We start from the raw sequence: 22,527 nt of genomic DNA, 5'->3' as shown, positions 1-22,527 counted from the left end.
CAAATGAGAATATTTAAATAGTGGTACATTAGGAGGAAAAGGTATGAAAACATGTACAAATTGTGGGACTCCCATGGAAGATGATGAGCTGTTTTGCGGAGAATGCGGGACAAAACAGGAAATAGAGCTGGATCAGGAGACGGAAGAAGTTGCTGAGACTGTTATATGGACAGGCAGAGACATAGCTTCCAATGAGGGTGCAGACACAGTAGTAAATACAGGAACAGATGCATCTGCAAATCCGGTCACAGAGACGGCGGATAATATGGATACCGCTGAACCCCCCAATGAAAATACAGATTATTTACATAAGGAAGAGCCGGACCAGGAACCAGATGATGTTATTTTTTGCTCAAGATGTGGGGCAAAGAACAGTGCTGACGATCAGTTCTGTATGAATTGTGGAGCTAATTTAAACGAAGATGAGGAAGAAGTCATCACCCCCAACCAGCCGGTCAAAGGAAAGATCAATAAAAGGATCATCGCTGGAGCAGCAGTGATCGCAGTGGTTGCAGCTGCAGCAGTAGTAGGAGTAATGCTCCTTGGTGGGAAAACAGGAGGCACATCGGAAAAACTGGTTTATTATAAAGACAACAGCAATATCCAGTATACAATAAAGAATAAAAAAAGCCTTGAGATCACTGACCGTGCAACAGAAGATAAAACCTATTATGAGATGCTGAGTTCTATGGATATGGTCCGTTATTCGGAAGATGGCAGATATGTTTTCTATGCTGAAAAAGTGGGCGGTGATGGAGTTGGCACTTTAATGTATAAGAACTTGAAAAAGCAGAGCAATAAGAAGGATACCTCTGAAAAACTGGATTCTAATGTACGTGGTTACAGACTGCTTTCATCAGGGAAAGTCCTTTATTTAAAAGGCAGTTCCGGAGATATTAACCTGTATTTATCTGACTTAAAGGACAAAACTAAAATTGGTTCCGATATCAGGAACTATGTTGTCAGCGAAGATGAGTCATGCCTGATATTTATGACTGGGGACGATGATATTTATACTTATGATTTAAAGAAAAAGAATACATCCAAGGAGAAACTTGATTCTGAAGCATCTTATATCTGCGCTTCTAATGATCTGAAATATATCTATTATACAAAAGATGAAAAATTGATGTGTGTAAAAAACCTAAAGGATAAAGAAAAGATTGCTTCTGATTTTGACGGAAACTGGGCATATGCAGAGGGCGGAAAATCAATTTATTACACGCTTCCAGGAGAAAAATATCAGTTTACGGACTTCATTACGGATGATCAGGCGACAGCAGATTCTAATATGCAGCGTCCAAATCAGAATGATTACAGGGTTGCCAGTGGTACGGACTGGTTTGGCGGCACAACCTATACCGTTGATATAGATAAATATAATTCGGCTGTTGAAGCTTATAATAAAAAGCTCCAGAGAGATGAGATCCGTAACACGCTGGACAGCTTAGGAAGCGTTACATTGAATGAATTATATCTGTATGATGGAAAAGATTCCACTAAGATTTCAGATACTGTCTTAGAGATAGAAGCAATAGCCTACTCTGACAAAAATAGCACAGATAAAGTTATATGTGTTTCCCAGGCTGACCTGGAAGGACTTGGAGAATATAATATCTCATCTATTGATTCTGCATCTGATGCAGTTGATAAGCTTACAAAGGGGCTTTCAGAAAGCAAGAAATATTATTTGGTAACTGGCACTGGGATGAACCAGTTTGATGTTGAAGAAGAGATCGATTCAACACGTTTTGATCTAGATAACCATACTTTCTACTATTCTGATGACAGACAGGATGACGGGACAGCAACGCTGTATGCAATTTCTTATAACGAAAAATCCATTAACAGCCCGGAGAAGATTGCAGATGATGTTTCCGGCATGATGTTATTCAATGGCAAGATCGGTTACTGGTCAGATTTTGATGATATAGAAGCAACTTTGAATGTCAGCGGAGATGGGATTGATGATGATGTATCAACAAATGCTTTCACACCTGTTTCACCGGAAGAAGATAACAGCATCTACTATGCAAAAGATTTAAGTGACAGAGACTGTTCCTTCACACTGTATCGTTACCAGAAAGGTAAATCAGTTAAGATCGGTGATGATATTATCTACTTTAAACCCTTAGAGGATGGTAAGATCGCATATTTACAGGATTATAACCTGGATAGGTACAGAGGTGACTTATGCATCTGGATAAGTGAGCAGAAACAGAATAAGATTGATGAAGATGTTTCTTATATTAAAGGTGGTTACGGCAATATTTACTAAAGTTTATGGAGGAGCAGATAATGGCTGATTTAAAAAGTACTTTTTCAAAAGGGTTAACGGTTCTTAATGTAAAGACATCTAATTTTTTAGAGTTAAATAAAATCAAGACATACATAGCAACTTTAAAAAGTGAGATTGCCACATTAATGTCAGAGATTGGTGAGATCGTTTACCAGGACTGGACTCAGGGAGAGGTAGCCATAGAACGTATCCAGGATAAGCTGATGGAGATTGCAGAGAAAGAAGTGATCATCAAACAGCAGCAGGCAGAACTAGATGAACTGGAATTGAAGGAAAAACAGATCCTTGGAGGCCAGAATAGTGGCCAGAATGCAGGGGCGGTGTCCCCTGCCGGCGGCCGGCTGATGTCGGGGGATGAAGATGCAGTCATTTGTCCAAATTGTGGACAGAGATATGAACTTGCAGTGAATTTCTGCAGAAAATGTGGAACTAAGTTGAAGTAACTCGAATATCATACAGCTTTATAAGGGGAAGAGTATGGGGAGAAGCAGTAATAAATTTAGGCTCGCAGTTGGGATTATTATTGCATTAACTGTGCTGGTACTGGCTGTTGAAGGTGCCATAGGATATTATTATTATAGCCATATGATCAAAGGTGCCATTGGTTTGAAGACAGAGCGGGATGAGATTGAAAGTCTTTTAAAAGGATATTCTTTGGATGGTCTTGCAAAATTCAAATCATTGCTGTCAGATTGTGACCGGGTGGTCGAGGAGAAGGATAAGGACAGCTATGAAGATATGGCATCACGTTTAAGTGAGGCGCGCACTGAGATTGAAGAAATTCATAGTGTAATGATTGAAGCCGGAGAAAAGCAGGCGGAATTTTCTGGAGAACTGGATAATTTTATTGTCAGCAATGAACAAACAGCTGAATATGAAGCGCTTCTAAAAAAGCTGGCAAAGGCTGTAGATAAGCAGGACTCTTCAAAAGTAGTTGACCTGTTGGATCAGATTAATGCTTATATTGAATCCGTTCGGGATTTTAACCAGAAGCTGACAGAAAGTACGGTTGCAAGTTTGAAAACTACAAATCTGGATTCTGCTTTTGACAGTGAAAAGACTATTATACAAAACCTCCAGACTGAAGCGGAACAACTCCTTTCTGAAGGAAAGTACAAAGAAGCCGAAGATAAGATCATGCAGTGGCAGGCTGTTACGAATTCTATTAAAGGACAGAGCAAATATGTTATGGATGTCCAGCAGGTAGATGTGACCAATTTCCCGGCAGTCAAATTATACGTAAAGGTAGAAGATGAGACAACAAAGGTAGCAGTCCCTGATCTGCAGCCACAGTATTTTTATCTGTCCGAACAGGTTGCAGGGACAGGTACCTTTGAAGAAAAAACTATTATAAAAGCAGTTCAGCTGGATCAGGCTGAAAACCTGAACATTAATATGGTGGCTGATGTAAGCGGAAGCATGAATGGTTCTCCAATGACAGCGGCAAAAAATATCATGATTAATTTTCTGCAGAATATTCAGTTTAGTATTGGGGATAAAGCATCCCTGGTGTCTTTTGCAGATGAGGTATATACAGATGTAGCCTTTACTTCTGATGGGACGGCATTGGCATCAGCAGTCAACCGGATGTCACCAGGAAGCAGTACTGCATTATATGATGCACTTTATGTGGCAATCAATCAGACTGCCATGCAAAACGGTGCAAAATGCGTGATAGCCTTTACCGATGGAATGGATAATGCAAGCAAATGCACCCCGGATATTATCACAGAGCTGGCAGGCAGGTACAAGATACCAGTTTTTATTATTGGAGTGGGAAGCAGCATTGATACTTCAAGCTTAACATCTATTGCAAATCAGACGAATGGTTTTTACCGAAATATTAATGATATCAGTTCAATGGCAGAGATTTACAATGCTATTTACCGCCAGCAGAAAGAGCTTTATTTGGTTGAGTATCAGACACGGAATGAAAGTCCGGCAACTGCAGAACGTGCTGTTACAGTTAATTATATGGGGGAAGGGATCGTGGCACGTGAAGCTTATGATTATATCCCGGCTATCTATATGGAGGCTACAACTTCCGCAGCACAGATGTTTGTCAATGACTTTGTTATCTATGACAGTAACAGCAGGTATTTAATGCCCTCAGATCTGCAGCGGCTGACGGCAGAACAGCTAAGGCTTGCCAGAAATGAAATCTATGCAAGGAGAGGCAGACGATTTAAAGATACGGCGTTACAGACTTATTTTGATAGCAAATCCTGGTATAAGGGAACGATTGATCTGGAAAATTTCCAGGACAGCATATTTAATGATTATGAGCAGGCAAACGCATATTTTATTAAGGATTATGAGAGATTAAAAGGCTATATCAAATAAAAGCAGGGGCAGACGAATATGTACCGTCCGATAACGGCCGGAAAAGGCAACATGTCGATCCTGATGACGCTATGAAAATCGGCACAATACATGAATGCGGAGAAATTCGGGGGAGGGCGAAAATGAAACGAACATTAGCTTTGTTAATAACGATCGCAGTATTGGTTACTGTTTGTGCTGCTTGCTCGAAATCACTTGAAAAAATGTCAGCGTCAGAATTGCTCGATTTGGGTGAAAAGTACCTGCTTGAAATGAATTATGAGAAAGCAGTAGTCTGCTTTGATCAACTGATAAAGGTCGAACCCCGTAATCCACGCGGCTATACGGGTTTAGCGGAGACGTACATAGCGAAAGGCGATACCGATAAGGCGATTGCTGTATTGCAGGATGGTTTGGGGCAGCTGCCGGATGACCATGAATATCTGAAAGCTGCAGCGGATATCTACGGGGATATGATTGATATCGATCCCCGAAATGCAGATGTATATCTTGGACTTGCCGATGTTTACAGTGCACTTGATGATAAGGATAAAGCAATAGATATTTTGCGGCAAGGACTTGATGAGCTGCCTGAAAATGAAAAAATTGCAGAACGCTATTACAAACTCCTTATCCCTGAATATGAAATTAAACAGACATATTATACGGAACTGCGTGCTGATGATGGAGTATTGATTTGGCGGGATGAAAGCAACCAGCCGGTATTTCTGGGAACCGGCGAACGGATAACAAGTATGAACGCTGTCTTTAAAGATGAGTTGCCGGCAGAGAGCACCATGAGCGATTCAGAATGGCTGTTTGAGTCATATTACAGCCGCGAAGGATATACATATGAGGAGGCAAATAACGGCAGAGTCGGGGGATCGGAAATTACGTGGAAAGAAAGTTATCGCAAGAACCAGTATCTTTCTTTTGTTGGCAGTTCGGAGTGGGACGGACTCGGACCTCACGGAGGTTTTGATTATCTGGGTCATACTTTCGATTGCGGTACAGGTAAGGCAATGAAAATATCGGATCTCTTGCTTATTGACGAAAACCAGGTGCAGGAAACTCTTTATAATGAGTACATTGCCTATCAGTCAAGCCGGGGCGATGATGGTAAATTCTTGGCTGAAGCAGCACAAGGCTACGATTCCGGAAGTTATATAAATTACTATGTGGAATCTGTCAAAGAACAGTGTAACCCTGCAAACGCTGTGTTCTGGCTTGCCGAAGATGGTGTACATATTTATTTTAATCAATATACATTTTACTATGCTGCAGGAGCAAGTGAGCTGATTATTCCCTATACGCGTTTTGATTTGCTGCGAGCTCCGTTCGCCGAATCACAAAACAACCGGCAGGAATCGTACTCAGAGCCGGCAGCTTCTATGCCGGCAGCTCAGAATATAATTGAGTCATTTACTGATGATGAATACAAAAAGCTAAGTATCTTTTTAAGCAATTTCAGCGAATTAGAGTTTGACAATTTTGATGCTGCTGATTATGCAGATGAGCAGCTCATTGAGTTTGCAATTTGGCATACTTATCTGAATAACTATAACGCAATAATTAACGTAACTGACAGTGAGCATTACTATTTAAAAATTTCAGCTGGTACCATATTCGATGTTGTTGACAAGTATTTTGGAATTAGTGTTATGCATAAGAGCGTTGGTTATATCGACAATCCGGATTATTGGAATTATGGACAATATCAATATCTGTTCAAAGACGGCTACTACTATTTTACGGGTGCTGATGGGGAGCCTTTGAAGTGGTCGGAAATCGTAGAGTTTTATGATAACGGTGATGGTACATTTAACGCAGTAACCCACGAATGGGCTTCACACAATATTCCGGCGCAATATGAACGTAGAAAGTTTTGGGAGCAGTTGATCCATCCGGATGATGTATTGGAAGGAGCGGTTGCCGGGGGCAGCCATACCGCTGTTATTGCGCCTTACGCTTACGGCGGCAAAGACACTTATAAACTTTTACGTTGGACTGCGAAGTAGCGACGAAGGAACAACAGTGGAGTGTCAGCTATGGACTCACGCCGATAGGTCCTCTTCAATTGCCATTAGAAATATGTCTGTGACCGACGGTAAAAACCAATTTGTTCATTGGCGAAAAGTGGGTTTACCAGTTTGAAGGCGGCAAATGCACAAATTACCTGATACATGAGTATGGTGATACATATGTACCGTCCGATCATGGCGGGATGAGGCAACATGTCGATTCGGATGACGCTATGAATGGCAGCACAATACATTGATGTGGAGTAATCCGCGGGAGGGCGAAAATGAAACGAACATTAGCTTTATTAATAACAATGGCAGTATTGGTTACTGTTTGTGCTGCTTGCTCGAAGTCACTAGAAAAAATGTCAGCCACAGAATTGCTCGATTTGGGTGAAAAGTATCTGCTTGAAATGAACTACGAGAAAGCACTCATCTACTTTAACAAATTAATTGAGGTAGAACCTCGCAATCCTCGTAGCTATACGGGAGCTTCGGAAGCATATATAGGCTTGAGTGATGCTCCGCCGGCTGTCAATGTGTTAAAAATCGGACTGGAATCGTTCCCTGATGACATTGAGCTGCAAACGGATTTTCTTACCCGATTGATAGCCATAGATAAAATAAATTCGGATTGGTATCTGCGATTGGCACATATCTACATTGACAAGCCGGATACTGATTCTGCTATCGCTTTACTGAATCAAGGGATTGGCGTTACTGATATGTCAGTTGACGGAAAGGTAAAATTACAGGAGCTTCTTGATGAGTTGATCTATCAGGAAGAACGAGAAGAATCAACTGCACTCGCCGTTCCGATTTTAGGAGAAATCGCCGCTCTATGCGCAACGGAAAGCTATGATGCTGTATTTGAGAAGATGCAGTCTGAGGAGTTCGGCAAAGTCACGGCATTGGTAGACTTCCTTCGTGAACCATTTATCTCCGAAACTCCGAGTGGAAGAATTGGAGTATACGGTGTAGATTCGACCACCTACGGAAATTATATGCTGTACTATGGAGACTATCTTGATGATGTGCGAAACGGAAATGGACTATGGTTTGGTTATTATGAAGGACAAAACTATTTTGCAAAAGGCTCTTGGCAAGACGATAAGCCAGATGGAGAGATGACTATCAAGGAATGGAACTCTGGCCTTGCAGAAAACGTAATTTATCGTATTATCACTGGTAGTGTGGTAAACGGGCTTTGGAACGGCGATATAATTTGGTCTTTTGAACGCGATTCCGAGCTGACGCATATATTTCCTGTGAAATTTGAGATGGGACACTGGGTAATACTTGAAGTAAAAAATGACAATGACGATGGTAAAACCCGATATATTGTGAGCAAGAGCGGAAACACCAGTGACAATAATACAGGTGTTATGTCAACGAAGACCCCAAACGAGCTTGAGGGTGTTATAGGGTTTATTCACGAGTGATGTAGGGATAACTAGCGGGGAAGTGAACTGGTGGCCGGACTGGCCGGAGCAACTTTGATAGATTGCTGCTTAGTATAAGAGAACCATTGATCCGGAAAATTTTCAGAATAGGATATTTAATGATTATGAGCGAGCAGACTTTATTTGGGATTATGAGAGATTAAAAGGCAATTTCAATGAAAAGCAGGGGTATGGGTATGTTAAACAAAGGTGATGTACTGAGTGTAATTTATGAGATAGGTGATAAGCTTGGATCCGGAAGTGGCGGAAATGTCTTTATGGCGAAACATCTTCGCCTTAATAAAGATGTGGTAGTCAAAGAAATTAAAGGGGAAGCAAAGGAAAAACTGAATATTCGAGCCGAAGCTGATACTTTAAAAAATATTAAGCACACTTATCTTCCACAGGTTTATGATTTCCTGGAAATCGATGGGGAAATCTATACCATCATGGATTATATACCAGGCCAGAACCTTCTGCAGGAATTAAAGGCCAGAAAACATTTTTCCCAGAAAGATATCATCAAGTGGGCAACGCAGCTCACAGAAGCTCTGGCTTATCTCCATGGGCAGCATCCTCCGATCATTCACAGTGATATAAAACCGGAGAATATCATGCTGACTCCAAATGGAGATATCTGCCTGATCGATTTTAACGTATCACAGTTTTTTGAAGGAGGAAAAGCCAGGATTCTTGGCCTGACTCATGGTTATGCTGCTCCGGAGCAGTATCAGATGACCTGGGAGGGACTTGATCAGGCTTCTTCTGATGCTAATAACGCAACAGAAGTTTTACAGGAAACAGAGATTCTTAAGGAAACTGATCTGTCTGAAGAGGAAGATACCTCCAGGACAGAGAAGTTACCGGGAAGTCATCGTAATACAGCATCAGGCAGTTCTTCGAATGCTCCAAGCAGTGCACTGAATGTACCAGTATGCAATATGGATGAACGTGCTGATATATATGCATTAGGTGCAGCACTGTATCATCTTGTTACAGGTGAAAAGCCTGGACGCTCCACAGGACCGGTAAAACCCTTATCCTCATTCCCATTAAAAATCAGTGATGGCCTGACCTATATCATAGAGAAAGCCATGGAAAAGGACCCGGATAAACGTTTTGTATCAGCAGCAGAAATGCATGATGCTGTCGTGAATATCCGTAAATTGGATGGTGCTTATAAGAGGCACGTTCACAGACAGTGGGCAGCCAATACTTTATTTACTGTTTGCTTTATTGGTGCTGCTGCAACGACTGTATTAGGATGGAAAACTATGCGGCAGGAACGTGTTGAGCATTTTTACGATATGGTAAGGATTTCAAAGGAGCTGGCTGGGGAACAGGACTTTACCGGGGCTGCGGAACTTGCAAAGGAAGCCATAGAGACGTATCCGGACCGGATTGATGGCTATTGTGCCATGGCATTCCAGTATTATCAGTCAGGGGATTATGAACAATGTCAGAAGTATATACAGGATACTTCTAATAAGTATTCTATTCAGAAAGGGCGGGATGAAGAAACTTATGCGAACCTACTTTATCTGTTGGGAAATACATATTTTAATAAGGAAAAATATAACGATGCATTGGGATACTTTGAGGAAGCTGTCACTTACGTAGACAATAACAGTGATTTTTATCGCGATTATGCAATCAGCCTGGCACGAAGCGGTAATTATGATAAGGCAGCCAAGATGCTGGGAAAAGCGGTAGATAGTGGGATCACTGATGATAATGCCCTATATGTAAATGGAGAGATAGCCATGTCCCGTGAGGATTATCCAACTGCAGAGAAGGACTTTTTAGAGGTTATACAGAAATCAAAGGATGAACTTCTGGTACAAAGATCTTATGTGACCTGTGGGCAGATGTATCGGAAACTAGACATTGATGTGGACAAGTTTATTGATTATTTGAATAAAGCATCTTCTGATGTTTCAGGGACTAATAATATGGCTGTCTTGGAAATGCTTGGAGAAGCTTATACAAAAAAAGCCAGGAAAAATCAGGACAACACTTATTATGCCAAAGCGATAGATACGTTTCAGCAATTGCTGGATAATGGATATTCACGTTTTTATATTATGAATAATATTGCACTGCTGTACCAATCTATGGGGGACTATCCGAATGCAGAGCGTCAGCTGATGAGCATGAAAGAAAAATTCCCGGATGATTACAGAGTATATATGCAGATGGCATTTCTTTATGCAGAAGACCAGGGAAAACTGCCAAATAGCCGGCGCAATTATCAGCATGTATTTTCAAATTATGAGAAAGCCCGGGAGTTGTACAGCCAGCCAGTTAATAACAATGTTTCTGATACCCAGATGCTGATGCTGGAGGATATGATCGGTGAATTAAAAGCCGGCGGATGGCAATAAAGTTAAACCCTCATATCAGTGCAGCACAGAAAGGAAAACAATGACAAAAGGTATGATGATGTTCTATGGCGGAATAGGAACCATGATATTATTGGTGATAATTCTAATAATTTTCTCAATTTGCAATGGGATTGCCAGGAAAAGTTTAAAAAAGAAACTGGATAGGATTTATAAGGATGAGTAAATGGAAATTTATGAAAGCAGAAGGGATATAGCATGCAGAAGACTATAATCATCGCAGTTTTTGCAGTTCTGCTCATTATATTGCTGATTGTTTTGTCTATAACCAGTAAAAAAAGAAAAGAACTACAGGAACGAGCTTTAAATAAGCACCGTGAAGAAGCATTGGAACGTGTCCTCCGTAACCAGGATCATGAAGAAAAAGAAAAAAATAAAAAGGTATCTAATGTTCCTTATGCAGTGGACTACTCAAAAAGCATTTCTTCGCGGAAGTCGAAAAAGCAGGCAGAGCCGGGGAAGCTGATGGTGCAGCTGACTGCCCATAGTGAGCTGTCAGACCAGAGATATATGCTGAATCCGGCAGATGGAATCGTAATAGGGCGGGAAAAAGGACAGAACTCTATTGTAGTCACGGATCCGACTGTAGCCAGACGCCAGTGCGAGATATTTCTCGCAGATGGAGCTGTATATTTAAAAGATATTTCTTCCAGCAGCAGAACCATGATACGACGGAAAAAGAATACAACTTATGCAAACTCCCAGGGAATTAAACTGTTGACCGGTGACCGGCTCTATATAGGAAATATGGTATTTGATATCACATTATTTGGATAAGGTTTTGTGAGGATTGGTCATTCATTCGAAAATAACGGTTATTGGTCAGTCTTTGCAATGGTTTTTTTAAAGATATGTTATGGTAATAACAGTTAAGGTAAATAGTATCAGGAGGGGAGAAGTATATGGGTGATTTTTGCATTAAGTGTTCATCTGTGCTGCTGCAGGTCCAGGAACTGGAAACAATAAAAAAAGACTTGTCCAGCGCTGCAGATGAACTCAGCCGGGTAAAGCAGACTCTTAGATTTAAGGTCCAGGCAAGAAACCAGATCGACCAGAAATTAAATAATCTTTTGGAAGAAAGCCGGGAACATCTTAATTCCGTGATTGCCATGAAGTCTGGCCTGGAGAAAGCAGTTACTTTTTATAAAATAGCAGAAAAAAGCATTTTAGACCATGCCAATGGGAAAAGTGCTTCTCCAGGAATAAAGCCGGGTATCAGTTTAGGATTTACGCCAGGAGGAGACTCAGGCGGCGGCAGTAACAGTGGAGGAGGCTGGGATAATTCTTATGCTGGCTGGATCAGTTCTTTGACAGGTTCCCATGTTGCGTCAGCATCCGGTGGATTCACTGCATCTGTATTAAACGGCAGTGGGACGCTTGGAGGAGATTTCCCGGGAAAGGATTATTCTGTAACCGGGAACGGCAGCGTGCTTGGAGCGGAAGGAAAAGCTGGCTATAAGATGAACTGGGATATCCCGAAAAAGGGTGAGAAAGCCGGGGATATTGGAGTGACTGCCAACGCAGGATTGGATTTATATGCTGCGAAAGGTGAGGTAGAAGCCAAATATGGTTCTTTCTCTGCCAAGGCAGAAGCCAGCCTCCTCAATGCGGGAGTAGCAATCTCAGGCGGTCTGATGGTTTCTCAGAATGGCAAGTTTGATCCTTGTCTGGAGTTAAAGGCCAAAGCCAGTGCATCTGTAGCAAAAGGCTCTGTCAGCACACAGCAGGGAAATGATGTATTTAACACTCATCAGAGTGCAGAAGGGACTCTGCTTGGGGCGGAAGCTTCGGCAGGTGTCCAGGCCGGCAGAATAGCCAATGAAGATGGTTCCAGTGTATATGGGGTAAAAGCGGAAGCAGGGGCAGAAGCTTATCTTGCAAGAGGTGAAGTAAAGAGTGGATTCACGATGTTTGGTATTAAAGTAGATGCAGCAGTTGGAGGAAAAGCCGGTGCGGTGGGAGCCAAGGCATCTGCGGCGGCCACAACGGATGGAGTTCAGGTAAAAGCTGGACTTTCAGTGCTTTTAGGAATTGATGCTGATGTTAAGATAGACTGGAGTGGAGCAAAGCTGCCAACCTGGTCAGATTTAAAATTCTGGTAGAAGAGGAGAATAAAACATGAAAAAATATTTACCAATCGGTTCTGTTGTATTATTAAAAGGAGCAACAAAGAGGGTCATGATCTTTGGACGTATTCAGGTGGCAGATGAGAATAAGATGTATGATTATTCCGGATGCTTGTTTCCAGAAGGCTATATGGGATCAGATAAAATGTATTTATTTAACAATGAAGACATTGAGATGATCTATTTCCTGGGAATGCAGGATGAAGAAGAATTAAAATTCAGGCATTATATTGAGGAACAGATGAATAAGCAGACAGAGGAATAATATCATATGCTGAGAGGAAAAATGATTCAGACATATCAGGGATTATCAGCAAGCTATCAGGTCGTAGATGAGTTTGGAGAGCAGATTGCATCGGCAGAGATTCCTCAAAATTATATGATGGGGGAGATATATTACAGGAAGCACCAGGCTGATAAATATCGTCTTCATTGCAATTCATTAAATGGATTGGCTAATTTTGGGAAAAGGACATCTGATAAAAAGTTCCGTCTGTACCAGATTTTTAACAGCCAGGCAGAAAACTGCGGCCATATTTGCTTAAAAGAAGAAAAAACAGGATTCTTTTCAGGATACTCTTTTCATGAAGTGCTCCTGGAAGGAAGAACTTATCATTTCTATATGATAGGACAAGGAAAAGAAGGGGTGAAACATCCATTTTTTGAAATGGTCACAGGTGAGGAGATTCAGATAGGGTTGATCGGGAAAACTCCGGTCGTCTACGATATGAAAGATGTGTATGAATATTATATAAAAGATGAAAGGTATCTGGATGTGGCTTCTTTGTACATCCTGTACCAGGATTACATCAAACATGGTAATAGGGGAGAGATTCCGGTTCATTCGAAAGAAGTGACGTATATTTATACAACAAATAAGGAATTATTGAAAAGATACGATCCTCGCTTTATAGAAGAGGAGTAGGGAGGTTTTCATGAGTGTAGTATTGTCTGTATACAGTGAAAGTGCATTTAAGGAATATCTGCTTCCTGCAATCAACAATGCAAACACATCCATTGTACTGCCAAAGAAGATATTTGGGCTTCGTGATGAGATAGAACTGGAACTCGAGGTATTGGACAACCAGTGGAGGCTTACGAATCTGGATGTCAATTATCAGGTTACTAAAAAAACAGAGGCTTATTTTAATCAGTTCCTGAAAGATAAAGACCTTCTGACGGTGACAGACCGGTGGGGAGTTCAGGTTTCCCTGGTTGTCCGTGAGGTGCAGAGCTCCTTTGCAGTATTTAAGAAAATTGATATTACCGATTCCCAGATCATTACCATTGGAAAGAAAGATACCAATATTATCCGGTCTGAGTTTTTGGATGTTGTATCCAGGGAGCATGCTGTAATCCATGTGAGGCGTGATGGATGTATTGTAGAGGATAAAAGCAGAAATGGTACTTTTGTCAACTACATAAGGATCCGGGGAAGCCAGAAATTGAATTTTGGTGATACGATCAATGTTTTCGGATTGCAGGTCATCTACCTGGGAACTGTACTTGCTATTCATGATGCAGATAATCATTTAACGCTTGATTCCCAAAAGCTCAAATTTTGTCACATTGAAGAAGTAAGAGATGAACAGACAGGCAATGTTGAAAAACCGGCAAAACAGTATTTTCACCGTTCCCCCAGAAATATTCCAAAGATTGAATCTGACCCTATAGAGATCGAAGCACCTCCGGCACCAAAGCCGCCTTCTAATCAGCCGTTATTTATGACAATTGGGCCGGCCATGACTATGATGCTCCCTATGCTGTTAGGAAGCAGCCTTGCTATCATGAGCAGCCAGAATCATGGCAGCGGCGGAGCTTTTATGTACACGGGGCTCATCACTGCGGCTGGTTCAGCATTTATTGGTACCTTTTGGGCACTTAAGAATATGAAGTATGCCAAAAAGATAAATAAAGAAGAGGAAAACCATCGTTTTGAAGCCTATGGGGAATATCTGATCCGTATGACAGATACCATCCGCAGCCAATATAACCACAATGCAGAGGCGTTGCGGGGGATGTATCTTTCAGCAAATGACTGCTGTAATATAGAACAGGATCTAACCCTTTTATGGAACCGTAATGCTACTCACAGAGATTTTCTGACCCACCGCCTTGGTATTGGAAAGCTGGATTTTCAATCAGATATTATCATACCAAAGGAAAAATTCACCTTGGTCAATGACAGCCTGGCAGAAAAACCACGCATGATCCAGAATGATTACAAGACCCTTTACGATGTACCCGTTTGTGTGAACTTGATGGAACATCAGCTTCTGGGAATTGTAGGAGGGACAGGAAAAAAGGGGGCGCTTTCCATTGTACAGGCACTGACAGCCCAGATTACTGCCTGTGACTGTTACACAGATGTAAAGATCGGATATGTATATGACGGAACTGTTTTTGCCCAGGATGAATGGGAATTTGCCAGATGGCTCCCCCATGTCTGGTCAGAGGATAAAAGAACCAGATTTATTGCAACTAATAAAACAGAAGCCAATGACGTTCTGTATGAAATTGCCAATATCCTGCGTGCAAGGGCGGAAGAGACATCAAACCAGGATAAGGGACGGCTGCCTAAACCGTATTATGTCCTGTTTGTAGCAAACCAGGAGATGCTGGAAGGCGAATTGATCACAAAATACATCTATGATGCAGAGCCATACTATGGGATCACGACTGTTCTACTGGCGGAAAACTATGAGGATCTTCCGAACAGCTGCGGTTATATCATTGAAAACACAGGGCATTTCCATGGAATGTATAACGTAACAGGTGGGGACAGCGAAAAAGTGGAGATCGACTTTGATGAACTTTCCAGGGAATCTTTAGAGAAGATGTCACGAAGGCTGTCCGGGCTGGAAGTAAAGGAACTTCAGACTGGCGGTGAGATTCCAGGCAGCCTGACGTTCTTTGAAATGTATGGAATCAATAAATTAAGTGAGTTGAATGTTGAAACCAGATGGAAGAAAAACCGTAATTATGAGACGATGAAAGCACTGGTGGGACAGAAAGCGGGAGGGGTACCATGTTATTTGGATGTTCACGAAAAATACCATGGCCCTCATGGACTGGTTGCAGGTACTACAGGATCTGGCAAATCTGAGACACTTCAGACTTACATGCTGTCTCTGGCTATTAATTTCAGCCCTGATGATATCGGATTTTTTATCATTGACTATAAAGGCGGGGGAATGGCAAATCTGTTTGCGGGGCTGCCGCATATGATTGGACAGATCTCCAATCTTTCAGGTAACCAGGTCAGCCGGGCGATGGTTTCTATTAAAAGCGAGAATATGAGACGTCAGAGGATTTTCAATGAACATGGCGTCAACAATATAAATTTATACACCAGGTTATATAAAAATAATGAGGCAACCATTCCGGTACCCCATATGTTCATCATTATTGATGAGTTTGCAGAATTGAAGAGAGAAGAACCTGATTTTATGCGTGAGCTGATCAGCGTTGCCCAGGTTGGACGAAGTCTTGGTGTCCACCTGATTTTGTCTACGCAGAAACCAAGTGGTACGGTAGATGATAATATCTGGAGTAACTCCAAGTTCCGTCTGTGCCTGCGTGTACAGGACAGGCAGGACAGCAATGATATGCTGCATAAACCGGATGCTGCTTATATTACTCAGGCAGGACGTTCCTATCTGCAGGTTGGCAATGATGAATTGTATGAATTATTCCAGTCAGGCTGGAGTGGTGCAGCTTATGATGAGGAACAAGGCTCCATAAAGACAGAAATCGCTAAAATGCTTTCTATCAATGGAAAAGCAGCGATCGTAGGCAGCAGGACGAAGACAAAACAGAAAGAAGCGGCCAGAATACGGTGGATTAAACAGTTGGTAGAGCTGATTGATGATCTTCTGAATCAGGATAATGGAAAACTTAAAGCTATCCTAACGGATGCCGCAGAGCTTAACCTGTTTATTGACAGTATTTACAGTGCACTTAAAAAAGCAGAAGTGGAATATCCCAAATCTGACTACAACAGCAGACGTCTGGAGGATATGCTTTGTATCTATGAGGAGGTGTGCGGGAAATACAGGTATTGTCTGCCGAAAGAAAAAGCAGCAGAGGTGATAAAGACAGCAGAACAGAGAAACCGCAAGCTGCCTGAGAAGAAAGGGAAAACTCAGCTGGATGCAGTGGTAGAATATCTGGGTATTGTAGCTAAGAGGCAGGGATATACATATAATCTTCAGCTGTGGCTGCCTATTTTGCCTGTAACCTTGTATTTGAATCAGCTGGAGGGCTTTGGGCAGGCCAGCTTTGATGGGCAGAGATGGCCATCAAAGAAAGAAAAGTGGTCATTGGAAGCTGTGATAGGTTTGTATGATGATCCGGTCAACCAGTCTCAAAAGCCGCTTGTTGTCAGTTTTTCAGAGAGTGGACACCATGCGGTCTGCGGGACAGTTGTAACAGGAAAGAGTACGTTCTTGCAGTCATTGCTGTATTCACTGGTAAGCTGCTATACTCCGGAACATCTTAATATCTATGCCATCGATTTCAGCAGCAGGATGCTGTCTTGTTTTGAAGGCCTTGCACATACAGGTGGAGTAATGTATGAGCATGATCTGGAGAAAATCGAGAAATTCTTTACCATGATGGATCACATTCTGGAAGATAGAAAAGCTTTGCTGCAGGGCGGAAACTATAGCCAGTATGTACAGGTGCATGGCTTGGTAATCCCGTCTATCGTGATCGCAATTGATAATTTTGCTAACTTTAAAGAGAAGACTGATAATAAATATGAGGAAAATCTGGTGTATCTGTCAAGGGAGGGGGTAAACTATGGAATATTCCTGGTGGTCACTTCAGCCGGATTTGGTACTACAGAAATTCAATCCAAGATCGGGGACAATATAAAGACGATCGTCTGCCTGGAAATGAGCAATAAATTCCAGTATGCAGAAGTGCTTCGAACGACGCATATTGATGTTATCCCGGAAGCTGATGTGAAGGGACGCGGCCTTGCCGGAGTTGGCGGCCGGCTGCTGGAATTCCAGACAGCACTTTCGCTGGAAGCAGAAGATGATTATAAGCGCCTGGAAAAGATCCGTGCAGCATGTGAACAGATGAATCGAGTATGGCATGGAAAAACGGCAAAATCGATTCCGGTCATTCCTGAGAATCCGGTATGGTCCGAATATGTCCAGTTGGATGAAGTGCAGGATATGCTGGCAGATGACAGGCATCTTCCAATTGGTTATGATCTGCGCAATGCAGCACCGTATGGAATTGACCTAAGCAAAATTTATTCTTACGTTATATCCGGCAAGGCACGTACAGGTAAGACAAATATGCTTCGTATGCTGATGATGGGGGCAAAAGCCAAAGGCGGAAAAATATGTATCATAGATACAGCGGCCGGTGAATTAAAACCTGTTGCGGCTGCTTTAGAAGCAGAATATGTCAGCAATGAGTTAGAACAGTTCGGATTCTTTAAAGCACTGATTCCCGCTTTTGTAGTAAGGAACAAATTAAAGAAGGCCTGGGCTGCAGAGGATCTGGAAGATTCGGAAATTTACGACAGAATGCAGAAAGAAGCAGAGAAATATTATATTTTCATTGCTGATCTTCCGGCGTTTATCAAATCTATCTACAAGCCGGAAGATCCTACTCATGATATAAAGGGGTTTTTGGAGAATATCACAGATAAAGGCCGGCTGCATAATGTATTCTTCTTTTCCTGCTTTAATCAGGAAGAATGGGGAAATGTCACAGGACTTAAGGTATTTGACCAGATGGTCCGATTTAAGACAGGCCTCCATCTAGGCGGCAATGTCTCTGCACAGAGAATGTTCAATTTTGATTATCTTCCATATATGGAACAGGGCAAAGCACAGAAGATCGGCATAGGCCTTCTTCCTGTTATGGATGATGACCAGAAGACAGAAAGAATTGTGATTCCATTAGCTAGGGGGTAGATAAACATGATATCCATGTTGATCTATGGGAAAGATAAACATGAATTGCGGTGTATGGAATCGATTACCAGAGATGCGGCAGCAAGATTAAGTGATGAGCAATGGCTTATCAAAGGTTTTCAGAGCATTGAAGAGACAAAAGAATATATTGATACAAAACCATTGCTGGATTTTCTCTGCTTTGATATTACAGGAGAGGGAGGAGTAGCCTACATGGAAAAAGTCAGGGCAGAATATCAGGAAACTCTGCTGCTTTTAGTGGCAGATATTACTATTTCACCTATGGCATATATGAAACCGAGCATAATGGCTGCTTCTCTGCTTCTTAAGCCAATGCAGGAGGAACAGATCCGTAAGACTTTATATGACCTTGTAGATGCCTATATGAAGAAGCACCAGAAGACAGACGAAGAGGCTTTTATGGTAGAGACCAGGGAGGGAAAGACAAGGATTCCGTATCAGCAGATTTATTATTTTGAAGCAAGGGAAAAAAAAGTATATCTGCGTACGGAAAACCGGGAGTTTGGTTTTTACAGTACATTAGAACAGTTAGATGGGCAGCTTCCGGATATCTTTGTACGCTGCCATCGGGGATTTATAGTGCATAAAGGTAAAATACGGGAAGTGCAGCTTTCAAAAAATGTGATTTTTTTGGAAAAAGATATCTCAGTGCCTTTATCCAGAAGCTACAAGGCAGCAGTAAAAAATCTGAAGTAGTTGTGTAACCCGAAAAGGTATGAGGAATATGATGGATACTTACATATTAAATGAATTGGAATTTATGACTTTGGCAGCAAGCAAAGGGATGCATCGGGTCTACGGATTTGTGATGAAGGATCAGGAACAGGCAGATGATAATGAAGTGTATCAAACCATGTATCATATGGTACAGATGGGGTATATGAAAGCGGTGAATGACGGTTTTGTTTTATCACCGGAGTTCAATGTCCTGTTCCAGGTGATCAAAGATGCCGGGCGTGTTCTGTGGATTCGTGAGAATGATGGGAATGGTTCGGACAGATGCTGCTATCTGGGAGAAGATCATTGTGTGGTCACTCAGTTGAGCAGCCGGGATGCGAAGGCTTTAAAGGCCAGTTTGATCGATACAGAACATTTTGAGCAGTATTTATATGAAGAAGGAAGCTTTTTAGATAGTTGTGTAGCAGAAGTTATTATAGAAGAATCGTGTATTGAGAAGGCAGTAGAAGAATTTGAAGAGCCGTTGGAAGGTCTCCAGGCCGTATATGAACTTATGGATATCAATAATGAACAGACCATAGGAAGTGTCTGGATACAGAGCCTGGAACTTGAAGACCGGATTATGGTGAAAAGTGATGTGATCAGAATATGGAGTTATTCAAAACAGAAAACCATTGAAGAAGTAATGAAGCTGCTGGGGGTGTAAAGAGATGATATTAGTGGATATTTATGTGCCAAGCGTAAGTCAGACATATGATTTCAGCCTTGATGAGTATTCCAGAATTGAAATAGTGATGGAAGAGATCACAGCTATGATCTGTCAGAAGGAACAGTGTGAGCTGACAGGCAATCCATCAGAGCTGATGCTGTGTGCGGTAGATGGAAAAAGGGTTTTGTCAAGAAGTCTGACATTGCATGATGAGGGTATGACTACTGGAAATAAGTTGATATTGGTATAAAAGCAGTTGAAAGTGCTGTTTATCCCCATAAAAGTGTCATTTATCTGAAAATTAACGAATATTTCTTCTCCATGTTATAATCTGATCATGGAACGGAGGAAGAAAGGAGTGAAAAATGTTTAAGGCAGTAGTCAATCAGATGGAATATACCTACAGCGAACTGCAAAGCCAGATAAGGCAGCTGAATAATCAGATATCAGAAGCCTGTGACGTAGTGAAGGCATTGCATTCACTATCTGGTCTGGAAGAAGTCAATGCCACTTTGCAAAAGCATATTTCACACCTGGAAGAAGAGCAGGAAACTCTTCGGCAGATGATGTTTGTATTAAGCAGAGCCGCTGCCTGTTACCGGCAGAATGAAAGACGTATCACAGATGAATGTACCCAATCCCGAATTTGGACAAGAAAAGGGACACCAGGATACAGTGATATCGGAAATATACAGAACACTATATCAAAGTTTCATTTTTATTAGAAAGGAAAAACGGGATGGCAGAGATAATAGAAGTTAACACCAGTGCACTGGCGGCAGATACAGATGATATTGAAAACACTGTAAAAGCGATTAGGGCTGATATGACTCAGATGTTTCAGGAAATAACGGAACTGAATACCATGTGGGATGGTAAGGCAAATGCAGCATTTACAACTCAGTTTACCAACGACAAAGAGTCAATGGAAGAGTTGTGTAAGAGCATAGACAGCCTTGTTGAAAGCTTGAGATTTGCTAAAACAGAGTATGACAAGTGTGAAAATCAGGTACACAGTACGGTTGCAGCCATTAAAATATAGAGAAGGAGGCAGAGCGGCATGGCAATTTTACAGCCAAGAGACATAGATGCCTTAAAATCATTGTTTGGAAGTGTAACATTTAAAGTGACTCCGGAAGTGTTGAATGCAAAAGCGAATGAAGTATCTTCCCTGATAAAAAAAGTCCGGATGGAGTTTGATAATTTAAATACTTCCATTAACAGAACAAAGACCTACTGGATTGGGGAAGCAGGGGATGCCCACAGAAAGGCTTATGAAGACCAGAAAACTAATATTGATGAAATCATCAGAAGGCTGGAAGAACATCCGAGAGATTTAGTGTCCATTGCCCGGACATATACAGATGCAGAACTTGAGATAGAAGAGTACATCAGCTCATTGCCAAGTGATTTGATAGAATAGGAGGTAAAGAGAAGATGTCAAGCAGAAGAACCATAGAATTCGATTTTCGCCTTGCTAAGCAGAAAGCCAATGAATTGGATGAGATCGCAGAAAATCTGCAAAATCTTTCTAATAATAAATTTAATAATACTATGCAGAACTTGTCCGCCGGCTGGAAGGGAGAAAGTGCAAGCCTGTATTTAAATAAGGGACAGATACTTCAGGAGGACATTATAAAGACATCAAAGAATTTAAGAGAGGTGGCAAGTACCATCCGTGCGGTGGCAAAGCGTATTTATGAGGCAGAGATGGAAGCTTTAAGAATTGCAGAAGAAAGGGATAACTGATAAAACCCGGGATCATAACTCAGTGCAATAAGTTACAAAACATAAATCTAAAATTTCAGGAGGATTAAAAAATGGGATTAATTACAGTATCATCAGCACAGTTAAAATCAACAGCTACAGAGCTAAGAAGCCTAAATAACAATTTTAAGTCACAGGTCGGAAATCTGGAAAGTTCTGAAGGAACACTGGCATCCATGTGGGAGGGGCAGGCAAAGACCGCATTCCACAATGCATTTACAAAGGATAAAGGACAGATGAATGTGTTTTATCAGGAAATCGAAAAGTACTGTACAGTTCTTGAAACAATCGCTGCAAAATATGACCGGACAGAAGATACCAACGCAGAGACAGCAACTACAAGAAATTATTAATAGTAAAAATAGCAGGTAAATAAAAATCAGATAAAAAAGGAGAGAAACCCCATGGCAATTGAAGGAACATTAAAAGTAACCCCGCAACAGTTAAAATCAACATCTGGAGAGTTTAGTACAGCAGGAAAGCAGATCACTGCATTGACAGCAGAGATGATGAGCAAGGTAACAGCAATGAGCAGTGCATGGCAGGGCGATGCATCTACAGCATATATCAATAAATTTAAATCTCTTCAGGATGATATTGAAAAGATGAATCGTATGGTCCAGGAACATGTAACCGATTTGAATGCGATGGCAGATGCATACGAGGCTGCTGAGAAAGCCAATGTAGAAGCGGTTTCCAGTTTGTCGGGAGATGTGATTTCTTAATAGAAAATAAGGTGGTTGGGAGAGTAACACTTTTCCAGCCACAATTTTAGTATTAGAGACAGCTGCAATTAAAAAG

Annotated in this window: 20 protein-coding genes; all 20 read left to right on the top strand. The window is 41.5% G+C overall.

Annotated elements, in window-relative coordinates:
• The first annotated feature begins 43 nt into the window (after positions 1–43).
• The 20 genes from ABFV83_RS11510 (at position 44) to ABFV83_RS11415 (ending at position 22,451) form a co-directional block, all read left to right on the top strand.
• A complete protein-coding gene (locus ABFV83_RS11510) occupies positions 44–2,278 on the top strand; it encodes a zinc ribbon domain-containing protein (protein WP_349943959.1) in 2,235 nt (744 codons plus the stop codon).
• 20 nt (positions 2,279–2,298) lie between these two features.
• Complete coding sequence (locus ABFV83_RS11505) at positions 2,299–2,742, top strand: zinc ribbon domain-containing protein (RefSeq protein WP_349943957.1); 444 nt, start codon at positions 2,299–2,301, stop codon at positions 2,740–2,742.
• A gap of 34 nt (positions 2,743–2,776) precedes the next feature.
• Positions 2,777–4,642 (top strand): YARHG domain-containing protein, encoded by a 1,866-nt coding sequence (locus tag ABFV83_RS11500; protein WP_349943955.1) that lies wholly within the window; start codon positions 2,777–2,779, stop codon positions 4,640–4,642.
• Between the two features lie 122 nt (positions 4,643–4,764).
• Entirely contained in the window at positions 4,765–6,639 is a 1,875-nt protein-coding gene (locus tag ABFV83_RS11495; protein ID WP_349943953.1) for a tetratricopeptide repeat protein, read from the top strand.
• A 287-nt stretch (positions 6,640–6,926) separates the two neighbouring features.
• A complete protein-coding gene (locus ABFV83_RS11490; protein ID WP_349943952.1) occupies positions 6,927–8,084 on the top strand; it encodes a hypothetical protein in 1,158 nt (385 codons plus the stop codon).
• 197 nt (positions 8,085–8,281) lie between these two features.
• Positions 8,282–10,468 carry a protein kinase gene (locus tag ABFV83_RS11485; RefSeq protein WP_349943950.1) on the top strand — a complete coding sequence of 729 codons (2,187 nt, stop codon included), beginning with the start codon at positions 8,282–8,284 and terminating at the stop codon, positions 10,466–10,468.
• Positions 10,469–10,684: 216 nt separating this feature from the next.
• Positions 10,685–11,263, top strand: coding sequence for an FHA domain-containing protein (locus tag ABFV83_RS11480; protein WP_349943948.1), 579 nt, complete (start codon positions 10,685–10,687; stop codon positions 11,261–11,263).
• A gap of 125 nt (positions 11,264–11,388) precedes the next feature.
• Positions 11,389–12,588, top strand: coding sequence for a hypothetical protein (locus tag ABFV83_RS11475; protein WP_349943946.1), 1,200 nt, complete (start codon positions 11,389–11,391; stop codon positions 12,586–12,588).
• 16 nt (positions 12,589–12,604) lie between these two features.
• Positions 12,605–12,877, top strand: a complete 273-nt coding sequence (locus tag ABFV83_RS11470; protein ID WP_349943944.1) for a DUF4176 domain-containing protein — start codon at positions 12,605–12,607, stop codon at positions 12,875–12,877.
• 6 nt (positions 12,878–12,883) lie between these two features.
• Positions 12,884–13,537 (top strand): hypothetical protein, encoded by a 654-nt coding sequence (locus ABFV83_RS11465; RefSeq protein ID WP_349943942.1) that lies wholly within the window; start codon positions 12,884–12,886, stop codon positions 13,535–13,537.
• Between the two features lie 10 nt (positions 13,538–13,547).
• On the top strand, positions 13,548–18,551 hold the full coding sequence (essC, locus tag ABFV83_RS11460; RefSeq protein ID WP_349943940.1) for a type VII secretion protein EssC: 5,004 nt from the start codon (positions 13,548–13,550) through the stop codon (positions 18,549–18,551).
• A 6-nt stretch (positions 18,552–18,557) separates the two neighbouring features.
• Positions 18,558–19,268 carry a LytTR family DNA-binding domain-containing protein gene (locus ABFV83_RS11455; protein WP_349943938.1) on the top strand — a complete coding sequence of 237 codons (711 nt, stop codon included), beginning with the start codon at positions 18,558–18,560 and terminating at the stop codon, positions 19,266–19,268.
• Positions 19,269–19,296: 28 nt separating this feature from the next.
• The gene (locus ABFV83_RS11450) at positions 19,297–19,956 is read left to right on the top strand and encodes a hypothetical protein (protein WP_349943937.1); all 660 of its coding nucleotides are present in this window, start codon (positions 19,297–19,299) and stop codon (positions 19,954–19,956) included.
• A gap of 4 nt (positions 19,957–19,960) precedes the next feature.
• On the top strand, positions 19,961–20,209 hold the full coding sequence (locus ABFV83_RS11445) for an EsaB/YukD family protein (RefSeq protein WP_349943936.1): 249 nt from the start codon (positions 19,961–19,963) through the stop codon (positions 20,207–20,209).
• A 115-nt stretch (positions 20,210–20,324) separates the two neighbouring features.
• Complete coding sequence (locus ABFV83_RS11440; protein WP_349943934.1) at positions 20,325–20,684, top strand: hypothetical protein; 360 nt, start codon at positions 20,325–20,327, stop codon at positions 20,682–20,684.
• 14 nt (positions 20,685–20,698) lie between these two features.
• Complete coding sequence (locus ABFV83_RS11435) at positions 20,699–21,001, top strand: WXG100 family type VII secretion target (RefSeq protein WP_349943933.1); 303 nt, start codon at positions 20,699–20,701, stop codon at positions 20,999–21,001.
• Between the two features lie 18 nt (positions 21,002–21,019).
• A complete protein-coding gene (locus ABFV83_RS11430) occupies positions 21,020–21,382 on the top strand; it encodes a WXG100 family type VII secretion target (RefSeq protein WP_349943932.1) in 363 nt (120 codons plus the stop codon).
• Between the two features lie 14 nt (positions 21,383–21,396).
• A complete protein-coding gene (locus tag ABFV83_RS11425) occupies positions 21,397–21,708 on the top strand; it encodes a WXG100 family type VII secretion target (protein WP_349943930.1) in 312 nt (103 codons plus the stop codon).
• A gap of 71 nt (positions 21,709–21,779) precedes the next feature.
• Positions 21,780–22,079 carry a WXG100 family type VII secretion target gene (locus tag ABFV83_RS11420; protein WP_349943929.1) on the top strand — a complete coding sequence of 100 codons (300 nt, stop codon included), beginning with the start codon at positions 21,780–21,782 and terminating at the stop codon, positions 22,077–22,079.
• Between the two features lie 51 nt (positions 22,080–22,130).
• Positions 22,131–22,451 (top strand): WXG100 family type VII secretion target, encoded by a 321-nt coding sequence (locus tag ABFV83_RS11415; RefSeq protein WP_349943928.1) that lies wholly within the window; start codon positions 22,131–22,133, stop codon positions 22,449–22,451.
• The last annotated feature ends 76 nt before the right edge of the window (positions 22,452–22,527 follow it).

It is taken from the genome of Lacrimispora sp. BS-2, from assembly GCF_040207125.1.
Classification (GTDB): Bacteria; Bacillota; Clostridia; order Lachnospirales; family Lachnospiraceae; genus Lacrimispora.
Note: the sequence above shows the minus strand (reverse complement) of the source record. Positions and strands in the feature narration are given on the sequence as shown.